Below are 18,448 nucleotides of genomic sequence, written 5' to 3'. Positions count from 1 at the left end.
ATGCAACCACCCATTTTCACTGTCTGCGCGTCTGACCCAGAGGTCACCGCGCTTCTTGGCACGAGCCCTACCCGTCTCTACCCCTGGGGTGAAGCACCTCAAGGCGTGCCCACCCCGTATGCCGTGTGGCAAGTGGTGACCGGCGCGCCAGAGAACTATCTGGGGAGCCGGCCAGACATCGATGGATTCACCATCCAGGTGGACGTCTACGCCGACACGGGCAGCGCGGCCACCGACGTTGCCGAAGCTATCCGCGACGCCATCGAGGACAAGGCCTACGTCGTTCGCTGGGGCGGTCAAGAGACTGACCCGGACACCGGGCGGCGCCGGATATCGTTCGACGTCGACTGGCTCGTGCCGAGATAACCCCCAGCAACGCAACACCCAAGCCCTGGCATCCGCCGGGGCTTTTTTGTACCTGCGCCACGCACGGCGCAACAACCCAAGAGCCTTTCAGAAAGAGCCCAGGTGAAGCGTCGGTAAAAGCTGGCGAGCTTCTCTTGGGGCTGGCGTTTCTGTGCGACTGGGCTCTTTGCTAAAAGGAAAACGCACCATGCACAACGTTGTTCCCTTCGACTACCAAGGCCAATCGATCCGCTTCAACACTGACGGCTGGATCAATGCCACCGACATCGCCAAGCGATTTGGCAAGCGCCCCGTGGACTGGCTCAAGCAGGACGAGACCCAGGCGTACCTCCGGGAATTCGCATCAGCACTTAATTGTGACCCCGGATCACTTTTAAAAACTCGGCGCGGTCGCTATGAAGGCGGCACTTGGCTGCACCCAAAACTCGGGGTCCGGTTCGCTCAGTGGCTGGACGTTCGCTTTGCTGTCTGGTGTGACCTTCACATCGACGCCCTGATGCGGGGCGAGCTGAACGCCCAGCAAGAATTCGACAAAGCATGCCGCCAGCTTGAAGACCGGCGCGAGCTAGCCAGCCTTCAAGGCCGCGGGCTCGCCAACTGGCGCCACGAGAAGCATTCGCTCGAGCACCGCGTCGACTACTGGCGCAACGAGCTGCAAATGAGCCTCGCGCTCGAAGACAGCGCAGCCTGACCTTATCACCCTCGCCCGCCATGTGCGGGCTTTTTCATGCCCGCAACTCAGAGGTATCTGAACCATGTCTATGCTCTCCCAGGGGACTCACGTCTACTTCATCGACCCCAACGACGGCACGCCTCAAGTGGTCCAGGTGGAATGCGCCACCAGCTTCAGCCCTGGCGGCAACCCAGCAGACCAAATTGAGGATACCTGCCTCGAAGACTTCGAGCGCAGCTACAAGCCTGGTCTTCGCACCCCCGGCCAGGCCTCGCTGGGGCTTAACTCTGACCCCACGAACGCAAGCCACGTCACGCTGCATGAGCTGTCGCAGATGAACCCCTCGCCCACCGTCAAGTGGGCCATCGGCTTCTCTGACGGAGCCGACGCCCCCACCCTGGGCGTAGACGATGACTTCGACCTTCCTGAAACCCGCACCTGGTTCACCTTCGAGGGCTACGTGTCCGATTTCCCGTTCGACTTCTCTCAGAACAGCCTTGTCACGAGCGAGGTCAGCATCCAGCGTAGCGGTGGCTCCACATGGATTCCGAAGGTATGAAGCTCAGTCTTGAAAGCCTGCAGGAGATGGGGGCGTTCGCCCCCGTTGACCTGGCCGAGGAAACCGTAACCTGGCGCCAAGACGGCGAAGACGTCAGCGCTACGGTGTTCGTCAAGCCACTGTCCTATAAGACGGCCGTCTCCGAGATCGTGGCCAGCCGCGAAAACACTGACGCCCTGGCCGCCCGCATCGCTGCCAGTATCTGCGATGAAGCCGGCGAGCCGGTGTTCAGCGTGGGCGACATCACCGGCGAGGCTGATCCAGAGCGCGGGCCACTCAATCACAATCTGACCATGGCGCTGCTCGAGGTCATCGGGAGGGCCAATGGCTTGGGAAAGAGCAAGAGCCGCTCGGTGACGAAGAAGAATTCTGGCACGAGCTCGTGATGAACGGCATCGGCGGCCGCACGGTCGCCGAGGCCCAAGACCGCTTGAGCTACCGCGAGTTTCGTCGCTGGGTGGCTTTCCGCCACAAACGAGGATCGCTGCACGTAGGGATGCGGATTGAGCACGGCGCCGCCCTGGTGGCCTCTACGCTGGCCAACATCCACAGCAAGAAAGGCGGCCACAAGATTTTCGACTTCATGCCGCACATGGACGAGCCGCCGATCACTGTCGAGCAGGCCATGGAAGCCTGGACTTAGCCGCGGGCGCGAGCTTTCCAGACCACCCCACCGATCACGGCGACAGCCAGCGACAAAATCGCAACTGGCGGGTTCCCGGCCTGCCACCCATAGATGAGCCCTGCGATTCCGAGCAGCTGCATTGCGCTAGCAAGTGTTTTCGCCTTCATAACCTATTGACCACCGACTGATGAGGTGAGTAATGGCTGTAAGAAGCCTCGGACAGCTGACACTCGACTTGGTTGCCAAGGTTGGTGGCTTCACTGGCCCCATGGATAAGGCGTCGCGCCAAGCCAAGAAGAGCATGACCAGCATTGCCTCGAGCGTCAAATCGGCCTCGCAGGCTATGGCTACTGCAGGGACTGCTGTATCAGCCGCAGCTGCAGGCTTTCTGGTCTATGCCAAAAGCGCGGCCGACTCTGCGCGTGAAACCAAGAATCAGGCAGCAGTTGCTAATGCTGGCGTTGAAGCTTTCCAGCGCATGGCCTATGCCAGCACCACTGTTGGGGTGGAGCAAGACAAACTGGCCGGGATACTGCAGGACGTCAACGACCGTGTCGGCGACTTCATGGCCACCGGCGGCGGGGAGATGGCGGACTTCTTCGAGAACATCGCGCCGCAGGTTGGCGTGACCGCTGAGCAGTTCAGGAATCTGTCCGGGCCCCAGGCGCTGCAGCTCTACTACGACAGCCTCGAGAAGGCGAATCTGTCGCAACAGGACATGACCTTCTACCTCGAGGCCATGGCCAGCGACACCACAGCGCTGATTCCGCTTCTTCGCGATGGCGGCAAAGGCTTCGCTGATATGGGGGATGAGGCTGACAGGCTAGGCATCGTTCTGAGCGAGCTCGACATCGCCAAGCTCAATCAGTTTTCAGCCGAGTTCGATAAGTCTCTAAAGCTCCTGTCCTCAATGGGACAGATCCTTGTCACTGAGCTGACCCCCTACATGACAGCTCTCGGTGACGAGCTGGTAGACGCGGCAACGGACACAGACGATCTCCGCGATTCATTCGCTGTCGCGTTCAGGCAGGCGGTGGAGTCCATTGGGCCTGTCCTCGACAAGATTCACGACCTCCGGATAGCCGGAGCGGAGATCATGGTGTGGGTCGGCGAGCTTGATGTCGCCTTTGCCAACTTCGCCCAGAACGCATGGGGCCATGTTGATGCGCTGATCGACTCCATCATTGAAGGCATAAACAGGGCCATTACAGGCCTGCAGTCGCTGCCAGGCTTCGGCGATCTTGAGTTGATCGACTACGATTTTGGTCGCTCATCTTTCATGGGGCGAATAATCGATCAGACGTACGACGCTCGAGAGCAGCTCAGCAAGTACAACCTAGAGCTCTCCGAGCTCCTGAACGCCGGCGCGCCAAGCACAGTTATTAGCGACTACCTCGATAAGGTTGATGAGCAAGCCAGGCAGCTCGAGGAAACCTTGTCCGGCGTGACCGACCCCGCAGGTGGCGCCACGCTTCCCAGCGCTAAGGATCGCGAGGCGGCGCAGAAGGCCCAGGCCGCCGCGGCGAAAGAGGCAGCCGAGGCTGACAGGGAGGCTACTAGAGAGATTGAGCGGCAGCGATCCGCGTATAGGGGGCTGCTTGATGACCTCTACCCGCTACAGGCGTCACAGCGCGAATTCCGCGAGGAAATGGAGCTGCTCAAGCTCGCCGACGTCGCCGGTGAAGTGGACGACCTGGCCGACGCTCAGCGCCGGCTGCGAGAAGCCAGCGCCGATCAAGTGGCATCAGGGATGGAGGATGCCCCCAGCTATGCCGGCCTAGACGGAAGCGTGGGCGGCGCGTTCGGTGAGATCGCCAAGATCGACGAGGCTCAGGAGGCGCTCGAGTCCTGGTACGAAACGCAACTCGAGATGCTAGCAGAATTCCGCGAGGCCCGAGCCGACCTGAACTCGGAGTGGGACGAGCGCGAGCAGGAGATCCAGCAGCAACACCAAGACCAGCTGCTACAGATCGAGCGTGCCCGGCAGCAGGCGCAGCTCGTGGCGGCAGAAAGCGTCTTCGGCGACTTGGCAGACGTCACGCGCACATTCGCGGGCGAGCAGTCTGGCATCTACAAGGCCATGTTCGCTGTGCAAAAGGCCGCCGCGATCGCGCAGTCCTTGGTAGCCATTCAGCAAGGCATTGCCATGGCCGCCGCCAACCCCTTCCCCTACAACCTGGCGGCGATGGCGTCCGTGGCATCAGCGACTGCCGGCATCGTCTCCAACATTGCCTCTATCGCCGGGCCAGACGGCATGGCCCACGACGGCATCGACTCGGTCCCACAGGACGGCACCTGGCTGCTCCAGAAGGGTGAACGGGTCACCACCGCCGATACCAGCGCTAAGCTCGACCGCACGCTGGATGACGTTCAGCGCAACCGATCTGATGGGGGCGGCACCACCGTCAACGTCATCGAGGACGCCAGCCGCGCCGGCCAGGTGAACGAGCGGCAAGACACTGACGGCAAGGCCATTATCGACGTTGTCGTGGCCAACATCACCGGCGACGGCCAGATCCACAAGGCAATGTCCGGCAAATACGCACTGAGCACCAAGGGGCGCTGATGGCTATCGAATACCCCAAGGGCCTCCCCCTGCCGCTGCGCGAGGGATACGGCCTCAATCACGTCGATTCGGTGCAGCGCACCGACATGGCCAGCGGGCGATCCCGCATGCGGCAGCGGTTCACGTCCGTGCCGTCCAGGGTCAGCGTCTCGTGGCTGCTCACGACGCCTGAGGCGCAGCTGTTCGAGGGCTGGCACGCACACACGCTCAAGAGCGGAACCGAGTGGTTCGACTGGCCGACGCTGACGCCGATGGGCCTCAAGAAGTACGAGGCCCGATTCATGCAGATGTACGACGGCCCGCAGCTCGTGGGCCTCGACTCATGGCGTATCACCGCCCAGGTCGAGCTGTTCGAGCGGCCGCTCATGCCAGCCGACTGGATCGAGATCGCGCCCGATTTCATCCTCGGCAGCAGCATCTTCGACCAGGCGATGAACCGCGAATGGCCGACGCCCTGACCTACTCCCTGTGACTGACCACAGCCGCCCATAGAGGCGGCTTTTTCGTGCCCGAATTAAGGATCGCTCCATGACCACGTTCAATACTGGCAACCCTGTTGGCTCCGTTGACCCCCGCGACCTCTATGACAACGCCGAGAATCTCGACAACTTGGTCAACCATCCGACCAAGACAGAGTTCCAGGACCGCCTGGGCGTGCCGCGCAAAACGTGGCATGGAATCGAGCAGGATTTCCAGCAGTTCCTGGTCAACAGCGGGTACACCGGTACCGGCGCCGGCGGCGCGTATGAGGACTATGACGCCGACGGGCCACTGACCATCACTGCGCTCAACCAGATTTTCACCAAGGGCGGCGAGCTCTACCGCCTCAAGCCTGATCAGGCGATGCCCTACACCACCACCAACTGGGCGGCCGATGAGGCCAACATGTTGGCAGTGGGGGATGCGGCGCTGCGGCAGGAGCTGGCAGCGCCCAGTGGGGCCGAACTTGTTTCATATGAAGGGAAGAGCCTAAAAGAAACTCTTGATGCAATTGGCCCGGTGTTCAAAAGCATTGCCTCGGCCAAGCTCGGAGAGTTCCCCATCGAGGGCCAGCGGGTTCACGTATCATCTTATTATTCCGACTGGGCCATGCATGCGCCATACCACCCAGCTGGCGGCGGTGAGTTTGTGGCCACGGCAGAGGCCGACCAAGAGGACGGCCTGAACGTATATGCCACTGCAACTCCTGGCATGTTTCTTGTTCGAACTGCAGTGGATCGCCACACCCCCCAGATGATGGGGCTCGGCTTAGGCAGAAACGCCCACGAGGGGTTGGAGCTTTCCGAATTCCTGCAGTTAACAAAACGCGCTTATTTCCCAAAGGGCGAATACCCAATTGATGCTGTTAGTGCGCCATTAACCGTTCCGTCAGATACTGACGTGGAAGCCCATAAAGAAGCGAAGTTTTCCACGCTACCCAATTCTTCCAGCGGTCTCACTAAGACCATCGCCGTAGAGAATTGTTCAAACGTCCGCTGGCAGGGAGGCGTGGCGGTAGGCGAGAGGTACGACCACACCGGAACCGACGGGGAGTTCGGGCATGGTATATATATTGGCGGCGGAGCTAGTAATGTAAAGTTTATTGGTGTCGAAAGCTCTGACTTTTGGGGTGACGGTTGGTACATCGGGAATGCTGACGCAACAACAATCACTAATGTAACTATCGAGGATTGCATTGGAGATGGCAACCGCCGCCAAGGGCTTTCCCTTACCTCGGGCATCGGTGTAAACATTATTCGCGGGCATTACCGGAACACAAATGGGACAGCACCCGCCGCTGGAATTGACATTGAGCCCAACGTTAAGCAGGATGCGACTCAATACGTTAGAAAACTTCTGGTTGACGGGGTTCGTTGTTACGGAAACGCCGGAGGCGGCCTTCTTGTTGCAGTGGCGGCGGGATCTGGTGGGGTCGGAGATGGCGGGCTGGTCGAGGGAAAGATTGTAAACTGCTTCGCCTACGAAAATGGCAAGGATGGCTTTTTCTTCAATGAAACATCTTGGCTGACCGCATCAGGGAATCACAGTTTTAACAACGGAGAATGGGGTTATAATTGCAGCGTTGGCGTTAAAGACTCCATTCTTTCTGCAAATCAGGCCAGAAACAATCCTTCCGGTTGTTTTAATCTCAATAATGGCTGCGATCGTGTCACGCTATCGGGTAATCGAGGCGGTGGAGGTGAGTACCTAATAAAGGCGTACAACTGCGACGAGCTAAGGATAACAGACTGCCACCTCAGAAACGCGGAAACTGCCTTACAGTTGGATCAGTGCCGGGGGTATAACGTGTCAGCGTCGTCATTCAAAGATTGCCCTTACGTTGGGGTTTTGCTGTCAAATCCTGACACATCCAACGGCATGATTGTTGACAACAGCTTCCACAACTGTGGAAGCCATGCCACCGAAGTTACGGGAAGAGCTTACGGTGCTGTAATTTGTGCGATATCTGGCGCATCCGCAAACATTACCAATATGAACAGGTTCACATGGGATAGCGGAAAATCTCCTGCAAATTCTATTTACTACGTTAGAAGCACGACAACCATTAAAAACAAGTTTGTACATGACGTCATTCAAGATAGAAACATGACTAAGTTGCGAACAGAGGGAGGGCCAGCAGAGCCCAATAATGAGGTAGTGGACATTAACGACCTATTTACGTACCCGTTATGACTAACGTCAGCTGTTTCACTGCATCAGCCCCCGCCGGCGTGACGAACATCTCCACCCTGGAGATCGCGCACCCCTCGTTCCCGGCCATCCGCACCTGCTCAGGCTTTGTCGATCAGATCGTAACGCTCGAGACCGGCGAGGTGGCCACGTTCAAGGCCTCGGCTCTGGACGTGTCCCTGCCGGCCCGTGACGCCACGGGCCAGCAGAACCTGCAGTTCGCCATCGAGAACGTCACCGGCCAGGCTCAGAACGCCATCCTGGCCGTGATCGACAGCGACGACCTGGAGCCAGTGACGGTGATCTACCGTATGTACTTGTCGAGCGATCTGACGGAGCCAGCTGAGCCACCGCTACGTATGGTGCTGGTGGCCCCGGAGTTCAAGGGGGCGACCATGCAGGTGGTCTGCTCCTACCTCGACATCATCAACATGGCCTGGCCGCGAGACCGGTACACGACCGATTTCGCTCCCGGTTTGAAATACCTCTGACGCCCCGCCACTGAGCGGGGCTTTTAGTTGGTGCCCCATGATTCAGCCCTACCTGATGAGCGCCTACCGCGATGGTGGGCGTGGCGAAGCCGTGTCTGGACGCCTGGCATATGACTGCTGGGGCCTCGTCCGCGCCGTGCGTAACGAGCTGTTCGGCCTCCCCCTGCTGCCGAGCTACGGCGTCATCTCGCCCGACGACAAGCGCGGCCTGACGGACGCTTACCAGGCCGAGGTCGATGCCTTTGCCGAGGGCCCGCCGGTGCCTGGCGCGATCGCCACCGTCTGGAAATTCAGGCTTTGCGTGCACGTTGGCGTGTGCGTCGAAGTTAACGGGCGCCTGGGCGTGCTGGAGACCGGCCGCAAGATCGGTTGCCGCTGGCTGAGCATCGCTGACTTCGAGAGCAAGTACATGACCGTGAGGTACTATTCGTGATCCGCTTCTATCCCAGTGTCCTGCCCGGCGAGCCATTGATCATTGACGAGCCGCGCGGTCAGTCGGTGCGCGAATGGGTCGACGCCCGGGTGCCCGAAGTGGCCCGCGAGCGGGTCACCGTCAAGGTCGATGGTCAGCTGGTCGACAAGGGCGAGTGGGCAGCAACCACACTGCATCACTGGCAAGACGTCGAGATTCGCCCGCAGCCGGGCGAGCCTGCCACTTTGATCGCTGCCACCATTGCGGCTGTTGTGGCGGTCGCGGCCACGTTCCTGCTCAGGCCGTCGATCCCCAGCCAGTCGAACAAATCTGGCGGCAAGGGCAGTTCGCTGCTAGAGGCGTCCGCCACGGGCAACAAGGTCAAGACGGGCGACGTGATCCCCGAGTTGGCTGGCCGGCACCGGCGGTTCCCCGACTACCTCGCCGCTCCGCGCCGGCGCTTCGTGGAGCCCAAGGTGCAGGCCCTGGATCTGCTGTTGTGCGTCGGCAAGGGCGAGTACGAGATCGAGCCAGACGAGATTCGCATCGGCAACACCAGGATCGGGGCTCTCTCCTCGGCTGTCGCCTACCAGATTTTCGGCCCGGGCGAGACAGTGACCGGCCACTCTGCGCATCAGAACTGGTACAACACGCCCGAGGTCGGGCCCAGCGTTGGCGCCAATGGCATCCGGCTGCCGTCGAATCGAGATGCCGACAAGTCGTGGCCCGGCGAGCTGTCGTTCAGTGGAGACGAGATCACATCATCAGGCGAGCTGCCCAATGGCTGGCTGGCCGGCGCCGTCATCGATATCGCTATCCCCCAGTCGGTCACGATCACCGATCCTGGGTCTGGTGCCGACATCATCGAGGGTGATTTCGATTATCTGATGCTGAGCCCAGGCAATGCGCTCGAGGTTGACGGGCTGGATGATGCTTCCTATCGCGTCCTCGACTACACGCCTGGCACCCCTGGCCAGCTGACTCTCGAGGTTTTCGTGATTAACCAAGGGTGGCAGCCGGCTACCGGCCTGCCAACGGGAAGCCAGACCATCACCATCACCCGCAATGGCTACGACTATGAGGTCGTGGAGACGGTGACCGACGGGCTCAAGATGACCGCTCGCGGCACCACCGGCTGGCCGGGGTTCCCGACGATCACCACCAGCAATGCCTCAGTCACTATCTCGTCCGATGAGCTGGTCGGCTACTGGACTCTGCCGTTTACCGCCTGCCCCGAGGGGGAAGTGACCAACACCCTGGAGTGGGACATCTTCGCTCCCCAAGGGCTATGCGAGATCGGCGAGTCGAGCGGGAACATCTACCGGCTGTACCGCGACATCGAGATCCGCTATCGGCCTGTCGGCGGCACCACCTGGACTACGCTCGGCCAGTCAGTCACAGGCCGCACCCGGGATCAGATCGGGTGGACGTTCCGGCTCACCCTGCCCTACGCCATGCGCCCTGAGGTGCAGGTGCGTCGCGTCAAGGCCGAGTCGAACGACATCCAGATCGTCGACCGTCTGGAGTGGTACGGGCTGCGCGCCAGGTTCGACAATGCACCGAGCCGGTATGAGGGCGTGACGGTGATCGCCCTCACGGTGACCGGCTCCGACGCAATTGCCAGCCAGACCGAGAACCAGGTGTCAGTGGTGGCCACACGCAAGCTCCCAGTGCGTGAGAATGGCACATGGACAGCGCCGCAGCCGACGCGCGACATTGCCCCCTGGTTCGCCCATGTCGCCCGGAGCGTGGGCTACACCGACGCCGAGATCGACCTGGATGAGCTGGACCGTCTTGATGCCATCTGGAAAGCCCGCGGCGACCAGTTCAATTTCATCGAGGCTGACGACTCCACCGCCAAGGAATCGCTGAACCGGTGCCTGATCGCCGGCATGGCCGAGCTGACCATTGCCGCCGGCAAGCTGAGCCCGGCGCGGGACGAGCCCCAGGCGGTCGTGGAGCACTCCTACAGCGCGCAGAACGTAGTGAGCGACATCTCGTTCGGCATCACCATGCCTCGCCCTGACGATCATGATGGCGTCGACGTGGAGTTCATCAACGAGACGACGTGGGAAGAAGACGAGGTGCAGTGCCGCCTGCCGGGCGACCAGGGGTTCAAGACCGAGAAGCTGCGCCTTGATGGCGTGACCAGCCGCACCCAGGCGTACCAGATCGGCATGCGCCGCCGGCGGGAGCTCAAGTACCGGCGCAAGGAGTTTTCGTTCTCCACCGAATTGGACGCGCTCAACTCGAGGTACATGCGCCGCAATGCGCTGATCACCGATGTGCCTGGCCAGGGGCAGTCAATGCTGCTGGAGGGGTTCGAGGACATGGGCGGTGGCGACTACCGGCTGTTCGTGACCGAGCCTCTGGACTGGTCTGCCGGCGGCGCGCATGTCGTGGCTTGGCGTCGTGCTGACGGCACTATGGCCGGCCCGTTCCCGGCTGCCCAGGGCAGTGCCGAGGACGAGGTGATCATGCAGGGCGTCACGGCTGAGGAAGACGTGCCGGTGATCTACCCCAGCATGGAGCCGCCGCATGTCTATTTCGGCCCCGAGTCCTCATGGAGCCATGACGTGCTGATAACCGAGATCAATCCCAACGGCTTCGAGTCGGTCGATGTCAAGGCTGTGGGGTACGACCCGAGGGTCTATCTGGATGACGACAGCGTGCCAGCGTGAGATGGGCGCCAGGGACGGCGCTCAGCACGACCTGCCATAGGGTAGCCCATGGCGCGTTGTGCTGTGACCAGATTGTGACGCCGGCACCACGTAGGCCCGCCTATGTGTGTACCAATCGATGCAAACGGTCACATTGCAGTCGGTGCGCCCGGCGTACAAAGCATTGATATTAGGCCATATTAGCCAAGTCCTCACAGGCCAATCGGGATTTAGGTTCTAGTGCCTTAGCGCGTGGGAGTTCGAGTCTCCCCATCCGCACCATATTGATCTTCCTCAGCTTTTTCCTACAGCTGTTAGTTTCCCAAGACGCCTAGGCCATTCGCTCAGGGTAGAATCCTGGCATGGTCTCATCATGCCGGGCGACACCTGACATGACGGCTCGTCAGGGTCTTCCCTGCAATGATCCAGCACCTACCTATCACCTCTTGAGCGTGATGGCATTGCTGCAGGTAGGCCTGGTCAGCGCTCGTAAGCACTCCATCATCTCATGGCGCTTTGCAGGAAAAGCCCGAACGCCATCGCCACCGACGGCGAACAACCCCGGCTTCCCCTGCATATTCTTCCCGCGATACTTCGAGACCTTACAGTGGTCCCACAAAAGAGCGCCCCAAACTTGAGGGGCGGTTCAGGGCGCTCTTGCCATTACATCGAAGGTTGAAGCGATAGTCAGGGCGTTACGATATCGAACCAGAATTCGAAGCTGTCGAGCAGGCCGATAAATTCATCGACAGTCTGCTGATCACCATCCACGGTCACGTCGCCCGCGTCAATCGAATCCGCCATGGTCGTTTCACCAAGGTTGATGCTATCCAGTTGCGCACGATCGATTGTCACCGTTGCCGCTGCATCTTCTGCCCAATCGCCAATCGTGTAGTTCATTACCCCATTGGAAATGGAGATGGTGAACTTCTCGTCAACGTCGGGCATTTCAAAGTTAATATCGAAGTCCTTACCGACGGCTTCAGGATGGTTAAGTCTTACAGCGAGATAATCCAGATAAATATCGAGCGGTAGACCTTTCACCATATCTGGGGAGGCAGTATCGGGTGTCGCCACCTCGGCTACGCCTTCACGAAGTTCCTTCGCCCCGGATAGATAGAAATTCCTCCAAGGACCACTCTCTGCTTGATAGCCCATCTGAGTCAGAGCGTCTGCCAGCAGATCTTTGGCCTCCTGGTTCTCAGGTTCCGCGAAGACAAGATGATTCAACGCCGTCGCGGCCCACCGATAGTTCCCCTCATCCACGTCCTGACGAGCCTTCTCGAGAACTTGCTCCGCGCCACCTACGTATTCGACAAACTTTGCACCTTCTTCTGCAGGAGGAAGTTCATGCAACTCGGAAGGATTACCACTGAACCACCCAAAGTACAGCTGATATTGCGCCTTGGCATTATGGCTGACACTACCGTAGTAACCACGATTGTAGAACTCTTGAGCAAGCGAGTCCGGCAGTTCGATCTGTTCTGCTATCTCGAGCATTGTCTCGCCATGGTTGGCCAGACGCAGCACTTCGTCGTGCAGGTAGCGGTAGGTATCACGCTGCTTTTCCCAGTATTCAACGACATTCTCGTTACCCCAGGTGGGCCAGTGGTGGCTACCCAGGCTGACCTCTACATCGTCGCCATACCGGTTGATGACATCGTGAATATACTTGGCCCACAGATCACCGCTTCGTACCTTTGCACCTCTCAAGGTATACAGATTATGCAGGGTGTGGCTAATTTCCTCTGCCTGCATCAATGCCTTGAACTCAGGTACATAAAACATCAACTCCGCCGGTGCCTCTGCACCTGGCGTGTTGAGAAACTCGATCTCGACACCGTCGATTACCTCGGTCTTCGGGGTGTCGTCAATCGTTATCGTCGGTTGAGCGATAGTCACAGTACCGGCTGCGGTGGTGGTGCCAAGCCCAGAACCAAGTGAGCCTTCTGGCCCTTTCTCGATTACATTGCCATACATGTAACTGGCCCTACGACTCATCGTATTGCCGGCGATCAGATTCTCACTGACAGACTCTTCGAAGAAGTTCTCAGGAGCCACAATTGGAATCTCACCTGCATCGACTTCATCTTGGGTCAGGATACCTTTTACACCCCCGAAGTGATCCACATGACTGTGCGTGATAATCACGCCGGTAACGGGAATATCTTCCACATGCTCTTGCAGCAAAGACAGGCCGGCGGCAGCCGTTTCATTGGCGGTCAGGGGATCGACGACAATCCATCCATTATCCCCCCTGATGAAGGTCATGACGGCAAGGTCAAAACCTCGTATCTGATAAATTTTCCCTTCAACAACTTCAAACAAGCCATTTATTGCGTTCAATTGACTTTGCCGCCATAAACTGGGATTTGCCGTATCCGGAGAGTCCCCCGTGGCAAAGTCAAATTGCGCCGTGTCATAGACAGGCGAACCGTCCGGCTTCTTGATGACACTCTCGTCCAGCGTAGCAATCAAGCCACGCCTGGCATTCTCGAAATCGGTATCATCATCAAAGGGCAAGTAGTCTCGCAGTTGCTGGTTGAAGGCTTTCGTGCTTTCCGATGCGGCGTTTTCAGCAGCAACTGCCGGAGTGGCGCCAATGGCAAGTGCAATCGCCGTGACTGCGAAAGGTATGGTTTTCATTCCCTGTAATCGTCCCTGTCGATGCGCATTGGCCAAACGCGACCAATAGTCATTAATGAATTGTGCTCATTCAAGCTAGAACAGAGACCTGAGGCCGTCACGGCATATTTATCAACCAAAAAACTATCACAAATACATTCTTGATTGCTTTTTACTATCATAAAGCCAAGACCTTTCCGGCCCATCGCCATCCATAGGCAAGTCGTCACGAATGCTGACCTGATTCAAGGCCTTGTTCGCACCCTGGCTCCGGCGCAACCTCAGCCCTTATCCAAATAATACTTAGTCCATTGCGACACCACCCCCGCGATAGTGTCTGCAACTGCCCGAGACGAGCCTCTGGCGAAACCTGGCGCTTAGCGTGGAATCCAGCACTGGGACGGGTGCGTCCCGTTGACGCCGCCTAAGCATCCGTTGGCTTTGTCAGGGCTCGATCCTGCTATCGTTACATGCATGTTCCATGATTGAAATCGACCTCGCACGTTGCGCAGGTCCGCGAAAAAAGGTCATTGCATGCTGAACTACTTTGCCCTCGGCATCCTGTGCTTCGTGGTGTTGACCCTGTTCTACGGTGTCATCGTCATCCACGACATCCCCTACGGTATCGCCAAGAAGCGCGACCATCCGCACCAGGACGCGATCCACGTCGCCGGCTGGGTCAGCCTGTTCACCCTGCACGTGCTGTGGCCCTTCCTGTGGATCTGGGCCACCCTCTACCGGCCGGATCGCGGCTGGGGCTTCAAGCAGATCGAGGAAGAACAGGCGCGAGAGCGCAGCGAGATCGACGAGTTACGCCTTGAACTCGACCACCTGCGCCAGCGGCTCGACGCCCAGGAGGCCTCAGCGCCGTCGCTCAAGGCCGAGCAACCGGCTCGCGCCCAATATACGTCCGGCAATACCCAGGGGGGTCAGGACTGATGGATCTGCTTATCGTGCTGACCTATGCGGCGCTGTGTATCGCCGTGTTCAAGATCTTCCGCATCCCGCTCAACAAGTGGACGGTCCCCACTGCGGTACTCGGCGGCATCATCGTGGTCGCGACCCTGGTGCTGCTGATGAACTACAACCATCCCTTTACCCGCCAGGTTCGCCAGGCCTACGCGGTGACGCCGCTGGTATCCGAGGTCCGGGCCCGGGTCAGCTCCGTCGAGGTCGACCCCAACACCCTGGTCGAGGCCGGTACCCCGCTGTTCATCCTGGACGCCACCCAGTTCGAGTCCCGGGTAGAGCGGCTGACGGCGGAGCTCGAAGACGCCCTGCGCAATTCCGACAGTCGCAGCGCCGGCGTTGCCGAGGCCGAGGCCAACCTGGTGGCGGCCCAGGCCGATAGAGATCAGGCCAGTCGGACCCTGGCACGTTATCAGGCCGCCTCCTCGGCCTTCAGCCGTCAGCAGATCGACGAAGCCTCCCAGAATGCCCAGACCGCGGCTGCACGTGTCGCCCAGGCCGAGGCCGCCCTCGAGCGGGCCCGCGCAGAACAGCGCCCCGACGGCGATGACGAGGACCCGCTGGTCGTCGCCAAGCGCGCCCAACTGGCCGAGGCACAATATGACCTGCAAAACACGGTCATCCGCGCACCCACGGACGGCTTTCTGACACAGCTCGCGGTGCGCCCGGGAATGATGGCGGTACCGCTGCCGCTGAAGCCACTGGGGGTCTTCGTGCATGACGAACCCGGCCGCTTTACCGGCGCCTTCCGCCAGCAGGCACTCAACCGCATCCAGCCAGGCGACGAGGCCGAACTGACCTTCACCGCCCTGCCGGGCCAGGTGTTCGCCGCCGAAGTCATCGAGGTGCTACCGGCCATCGCCGAGTCCCAGGTCGCCGCCGGTGATCGACTGCTGGGCGCCGACGCCTTCGCCAGGACCGACGCCCCGGCGCTGGTGACCCTGAAGCTCGCCCCGGGCCAGGATATGCCGGACATGCCGCTGGGCATCGGCGCCCAGGCAGCGGTCTACACCGAGCACTTTCACCACGTCGCCATCATGCGCAAGGTGCTGTTGCGCATGCTCGGCTGGCAGCACTATGTCTACATCGACCACTGAGTCGACAGGCGTTTCGCCGACGCTGCCCCGCTGCTAGGCTGGCCCCAGTCAGGTTCGCCCAGAGTGGCGAACCAGGGAGCGACAGACAGCACCCAGCCTTTCCCGGTGTACCCGACGAAAGGCACACCAGGTGGCTGGGGGCGGGGGGCAAGGATGCACAGCAGGAAGGAATCAACGCGCACCAATACCTGGGTGGCACTGGTGATCGTCATCGCCAGCGCCGCTCTGAGCTATTGGCTGCTGGACAGTCGCGACGACGTCAACGGAGGTGCAGCGGTATCGCTGTTCTCGTTGGGTCTCGTCAGCGCGCTGGTGATCGGCTATTCCCGTTCGGTCAGTCAGATCAACGCCCTCGGCGCCCAGGTCAAGTTCAACCGCCTGAGCCAGGAAGCCGACGCCACGCGCAAATCGCTGGAGCGCGACCGCCTTCATCTCTACCGCATGCTGATACCGCTGACGCTGAAGCACCCCGAAGGCGAACACGCCATCCACGGCGTCGATCCCCGTGTACCGGCACTGCTGGAACTTGACGACAAGGTCGCTACCGAAGGCCTTCAGGCCGACCTGTCACAGGACCTCGCCCGCGCCCTCCATCGCCTGCTGCATAGCCAGTACCACCGCATCGTGGAACTGCTGCCGCAGGACGCCTCCCTGCCTGCCTCGCAACGGACATCATCGGGCCACGACTTTACTCCCGCCCAGCTTGGCAAGCTGCTGGATCGGGCCGAAGCCTATCTCGAGCGCCATGGCGTGGCGTCGACGTCCAATGACGACAGACAGCGGCTTCACAACAATGTTCGCGTCAGCCGCCGCCTGCTGGCCAGTTACCATCGGCTCGATGACGTCACCCCAAAGGCCCCGTCTGACGCCGTTGTCTGAGGTACGCAGACAGTCTCTCGTCCCGCCTCTCGTCTTTAGTCTCTCGCCCCGCCTCTCGTCTTTCGTCTCTCGCCTCTCGCCACCCGGTCCCCGCCCGAGAGGATGACCGATCAGGCTGTGCCGGTTCGCTCCATCCTGTTCGCCGACGTCGGCCCTCAAACTCGGCGTCCCTGGCCCTCGTCTACGCTGAGATGGCGGTACATCACCGCAGTGTCACATCCATCTTCGCGATCGGCGGGAGGCCCCATGGCAGAGTCACTTACACAACAACAGGACGTTGACAGCGACAGCGGCGGACGCTCGCCTCGGCTGATCTGGTCGTTGCGGGCCTTCGGGCTGGCCGGTGCGGCCATGGTCTGGGTGGCCCTTGGGGGTGCCGAGTCGATGTCGCCAGATGCCCGCTGGGTGGCCGCCATCGGCACCCTGATGGCGATCTGGTGGATGACCGAGGCGATTCCGCTGTCGGTCACCTCGCTGCTGCCCATCGTGTTGATTCCCATGCTGACCGAACGCTCGGTGTCCGAGGCCACCGCTCCCTACGCCAGCTCCATCGTGTTTCTGTTTCTCGGTGGCTTTCTGATCGCCATCGCCATGGAAAAGTGGCAACTGCACCGGCGTATCGCCCTGACCACCCTGCATCGCGTCGGGGTCGAACCTCGTCGTATCGTGCTCGGCATGATGCTGGCCACCGGTTTTCTGTCCATGTGGGTGTCCAACACCGCCACCACCCTGATGATGCTGCCGATTGCGCTGTCGGTGCTGACCCTGGTGGTGGAACGCTCGAGCTCACAGGACAGTGACGCGGTCGGAGAAGACCTGCACAAGGGCGGCCGCGTCTCGGACATCATCAAGGATGACAACATCCGCAGCTTCGGTGTCTGCCTGGTACTGGCCATCGCCTGGTCGGCGTCCATGGGCGGGCTCGGCACGCTGCTGGGTTCTCCCCCCAACGCCATCGTCGCCGGCTACGCCGCCGATGAACTGGGCCGGGACATCGGGTTCCTGCAGTGGATGATGGTCGGTCTGCCCCTGGCGCTGACCTTTATCCTGATCGGCTGGGTACTCATGACCCGGGTGCTCTATCGCTTCAAGCTCGATGAGATTCCCGGCGGCAAGGCGATGATCGAAGACCAGCTCGATCACCTGGGACCGATTGGCCAGGGCGAGCGCATGGTGATGTTCGTGTTCGCTGGCGCGGCCTTTCTGTGGGTGGTGCCGGGGCTGATCGCCAGCCTGCCGCTGATCGGCGACTGGTTTTCGTTCCTCGATGCCCTCAATGACACCGCCATCGCCATCACTGCCGGTATCGTGCTGTTTTTCCTGCCGGGCAACGCAAAGGGCGACATGGTGCTGGACTGGCAGGACGCCGAGGATGGCCTGCCCTGGGGCGTACTGCTGCTGTTCGGCGGCGGTCTGTCGCTGGCCAGCGCGGTGGCGGCGTCAGGGCTCGACGGCTGGTTCGGCGAACAGGTCAGCGCGCTGGGAGCGCTGCCGATGGTGGCGCTGGTGGTGGCGGTGACGACGATCGTGCTGTTTCTTACCGAGATCACCTCCAACACTGCCACCGCCGCGACCTTCATCCCGGTGCTGGGCGGGGTCGCCGTCGGCATTGGCGCCGACGCCATGACGCTGCTGATACCTGCCGCCTTCGCCGCGACCTGCGCCTTCATGCTGCCGGTCGGCACGCCGCCCAACGCCATCGTGTTCGGCTCCGGCGCCGTCACCATCTCGCAGATGGCCCGTGGCGGGATCGTGCTCAACGTGATCGGCGTCGCCCTGATCACCCTGTTCTGCTACGTACTCGGGGGGCTGGCCCTGGGTCTGCAATTCTAGAGCGTCCGCGCTATTGGCTGATC

The 18,448-nt window shown here is 60.5% G+C and carries 16 protein-coding genes; 15 read left to right on the top strand and 1 reads right to left on the bottom strand.

What is annotated here, in order from left to right:
• The 11 genes from KUW00_RS17975 to KUW00_RS22585 all read left to right on the top strand — a co-directional run bounded on the left by KUW00_RS17975 (position 1) and on the right by KUW00_RS22585 (position 11,043).
• Positions 1–366 (top strand): DUF3168 domain-containing protein, encoded by a 366-nt coding sequence (locus KUW00_RS17975; protein WP_222569762.1) that lies wholly within the window; start codon positions 1–3, stop codon positions 364–366.
• A gap of 187 nt (positions 367–553) precedes the next feature.
• Entirely contained in the window at positions 554–1,057 is a 504-nt protein-coding gene (locus KUW00_RS17970) for a KilA-N domain-containing protein (RefSeq protein WP_222569761.1), read from the top strand.
• 64 nt (positions 1,058–1,121) lie between these two features.
• Positions 1,122–1,598, top strand: coding sequence for a phage tail tube protein (locus KUW00_RS17965; protein ID WP_222569760.1), 477 nt, complete (start codon positions 1,122–1,124; stop codon positions 1,596–1,598).
• A complete protein-coding gene (locus KUW00_RS17960; protein ID WP_222569759.1) occupies positions 1,595–1,984 on the top strand; it encodes a phage tail assembly chaperone family protein, TAC in 390 nt (129 codons plus the stop codon). The genes KUW00_RS17965 and KUW00_RS17960 overlap by 4 nt, the downstream gene beginning before the upstream one ends.
• Positions 1,984–2,241, top strand: coding sequence for a hypothetical protein (locus tag KUW00_RS17955; RefSeq protein WP_222569758.1), 258 nt, complete (start codon positions 1,984–1,986; stop codon positions 2,239–2,241). The genes KUW00_RS17960 and KUW00_RS17955 overlap by 1 nt, the downstream gene beginning before the upstream one ends.
• Before the next feature lie 181 nt (positions 2,242–2,422).
• Entirely contained in the window at positions 2,423–4,789 is a 2,367-nt protein-coding gene (locus tag KUW00_RS17950; protein ID WP_222569757.1) for a hypothetical protein, read from the top strand.
• Complete coding sequence (locus KUW00_RS17945; protein ID WP_222569756.1) at positions 4,789–5,247, top strand: hypothetical protein; 459 nt, start codon at positions 4,789–4,791, stop codon at positions 5,245–5,247. The genes KUW00_RS17950 and KUW00_RS17945 overlap by 1 nt, the downstream gene beginning before the upstream one ends.
• 70 nt (positions 5,248–5,317) lie before the next feature.
• Positions 5,318–7,462: a right-handed parallel beta-helix repeat-containing protein gene (locus KUW00_RS17940; RefSeq protein WP_222569755.1), complete on the top strand. Its 2,145-nt coding sequence runs from the start codon at positions 5,318–5,320 to the stop codon at positions 7,460–7,462.
• Positions 7,459–7,950 (top strand): DUF1833 family protein, encoded by a 492-nt coding sequence (locus KUW00_RS17935; protein ID WP_222569754.1) that lies wholly within the window; start codon positions 7,459–7,461, stop codon positions 7,948–7,950. The genes KUW00_RS17940 and KUW00_RS17935 overlap by 4 nt, the downstream gene beginning before the upstream one ends.
• A gap of 37 nt (positions 7,951–7,987) precedes the next feature.
• A complete protein-coding gene (locus KUW00_RS17930) occupies positions 7,988–8,383 on the top strand; it encodes a hypothetical protein (protein ID WP_222569753.1) in 396 nt (131 codons plus the stop codon).
• Entirely contained in the window at positions 8,380–11,043 is a 2,664-nt protein-coding gene (locus tag KUW00_RS22585) for a host specificity factor TipJ family phage tail protein (protein WP_222569752.1), read from the top strand. The genes KUW00_RS17930 and KUW00_RS22585 overlap by 4 nt, the downstream gene beginning before the upstream one ends.
• Positions 11,044–11,709: 666 nt before the next feature.
• On the opposite strand, the gene KUW00_RS17920 is transcribed toward KUW00_RS22585, so the two are convergent.
• Complete coding sequence (locus KUW00_RS17920) at positions 11,710–13,668, bottom strand: alkyl/aryl-sulfatase (protein ID WP_222569751.1); 1,959 nt, start codon at positions 13,666–13,668, stop codon at positions 11,710–11,712.
• A 513-nt stretch (positions 13,669–14,181) separates the two neighbouring features.
• Between KUW00_RS17920 and KUW00_RS22700 the strand changes: the two genes are divergently transcribed.
• From KUW00_RS22700 to KUW00_RS17900, 4 genes are all read left to right on the top strand, one after another.
• On the top strand, positions 14,182–14,586 hold the full coding sequence (locus KUW00_RS22700) for a DUF3302 domain-containing protein (protein ID WP_108132880.1): 405 nt from the start codon (positions 14,182–14,184) through the stop codon (positions 14,584–14,586).
• Positions 14,586–15,713, top strand: coding sequence for an HlyD family secretion protein (locus tag KUW00_RS17910; protein WP_108132881.1), 1,128 nt, complete (start codon positions 14,586–14,588; stop codon positions 15,711–15,713). Before KUW00_RS22700 ends, KUW00_RS17910 begins: the two co-directional genes overlap by 1 nt.
• Before the next feature lie 153 nt (positions 15,714–15,866).
• Positions 15,867–16,592: a hypothetical protein gene (locus tag KUW00_RS17905; RefSeq protein WP_222569750.1), complete on the top strand. Its 726-nt coding sequence runs from the start codon at positions 15,867–15,869 to the stop codon at positions 16,590–16,592.
• Positions 16,593–16,838: 246 nt separating this feature from the next.
• On the top strand, positions 16,839–18,425 hold the full coding sequence (locus tag KUW00_RS17900) for an SLC13 family permease (protein WP_108132883.1): 1,587 nt from the start codon (positions 16,839–16,841) through the stop codon (positions 18,423–18,425).
• The last annotated feature ends 23 nt before the right edge of the window (positions 18,426–18,448 follow it).

This window comes from Halomonas sp. DP5N14-9, assembly GCF_019802175.1.
In the GTDB taxonomy this organism is placed as follows: Bacteria; Pseudomonadota; Gammaproteobacteria; order Pseudomonadales; family Halomonadaceae; genus Halomonas; species Halomonas litopenaei.
Note: the sequence above shows the minus strand (reverse complement) of the source record. Positions and strands in the feature narration are given on the sequence as shown.

Bases quoted from the DNA above. Each gene is read 5' to 3' on its own strand.
- KUW00_RS17975 (WP_222569762.1), top strand. From the start codon at position 1: ATGCAACCACCCATTTTCACTGTCTGCGCGTCTGACCCAGAGGTCACC.
- KUW00_RS17970 (WP_222569761.1), top strand. From the start codon at position 554: ATGCACAACGTTGTTCCCTTCGACTACCAAGGCCAATCGATCCGCTTC.
- KUW00_RS17965 (WP_222569760.1), top strand. From the start codon at position 1,122: ATGTCTATGCTCTCCCAGGGGACTCACGTCTACTTCATCGACCCCAAC.
- KUW00_RS17960 (WP_222569759.1), top strand. From the start codon at position 1,595: ATGAAGCTCAGTCTTGAAAGCCTGCAGGAGATGGGGGCGTTCGCCCCC.
- KUW00_RS17955 (WP_222569758.1), top strand. From the start codon at position 1,984: ATGAACGGCATCGGCGGCCGCACGGTCGCCGAGGCCCAAGACCGCTTG.
- KUW00_RS17950 (WP_222569757.1), top strand. From the start codon at position 2,423: ATGGCTGTAAGAAGCCTCGGACAGCTGACACTCGACTTGGTTGCCAAG.
- KUW00_RS17945 (WP_222569756.1), top strand. From the start codon at position 4,789: ATGGCTATCGAATACCCCAAGGGCCTCCCCCTGCCGCTGCGCGAGGGA.
- KUW00_RS17940 (WP_222569755.1), top strand. From the start codon at position 5,318: ATGACCACGTTCAATACTGGCAACCCTGTTGGCTCCGTTGACCCCCGC.
- KUW00_RS17935 (WP_222569754.1), top strand. From the start codon at position 7,459: ATGACTAACGTCAGCTGTTTCACTGCATCAGCCCCCGCCGGCGTGACG.
- KUW00_RS17930 (WP_222569753.1), top strand. From the start codon at position 7,988: ATGATTCAGCCCTACCTGATGAGCGCCTACCGCGATGGTGGGCGTGGC.
- KUW00_RS17920 (WP_222569751.1), bottom strand. From the start codon at position 13,668: ATGAAAACCATACCTTTCGCAGTCACGGCGATTGCACTTGCCATTGGC.
- KUW00_RS22700 (WP_108132880.1), top strand. From the start codon at position 14,182: ATGCTGAACTACTTTGCCCTCGGCATCCTGTGCTTCGTGGTGTTGACC.
- KUW00_RS17910 (WP_108132881.1), top strand. From the start codon at position 14,586: ATGGATCTGCTTATCGTGCTGACCTATGCGGCGCTGTGTATCGCCGTG.
- KUW00_RS17905 (WP_222569750.1), top strand. From the start codon at position 15,867: ATGCACAGCAGGAAGGAATCAACGCGCACCAATACCTGGGTGGCACTG.
- KUW00_RS17900 (WP_108132883.1), top strand. From the start codon at position 16,839: ATGGCAGAGTCACTTACACAACAACAGGACGTTGACAGCGACAGCGGC.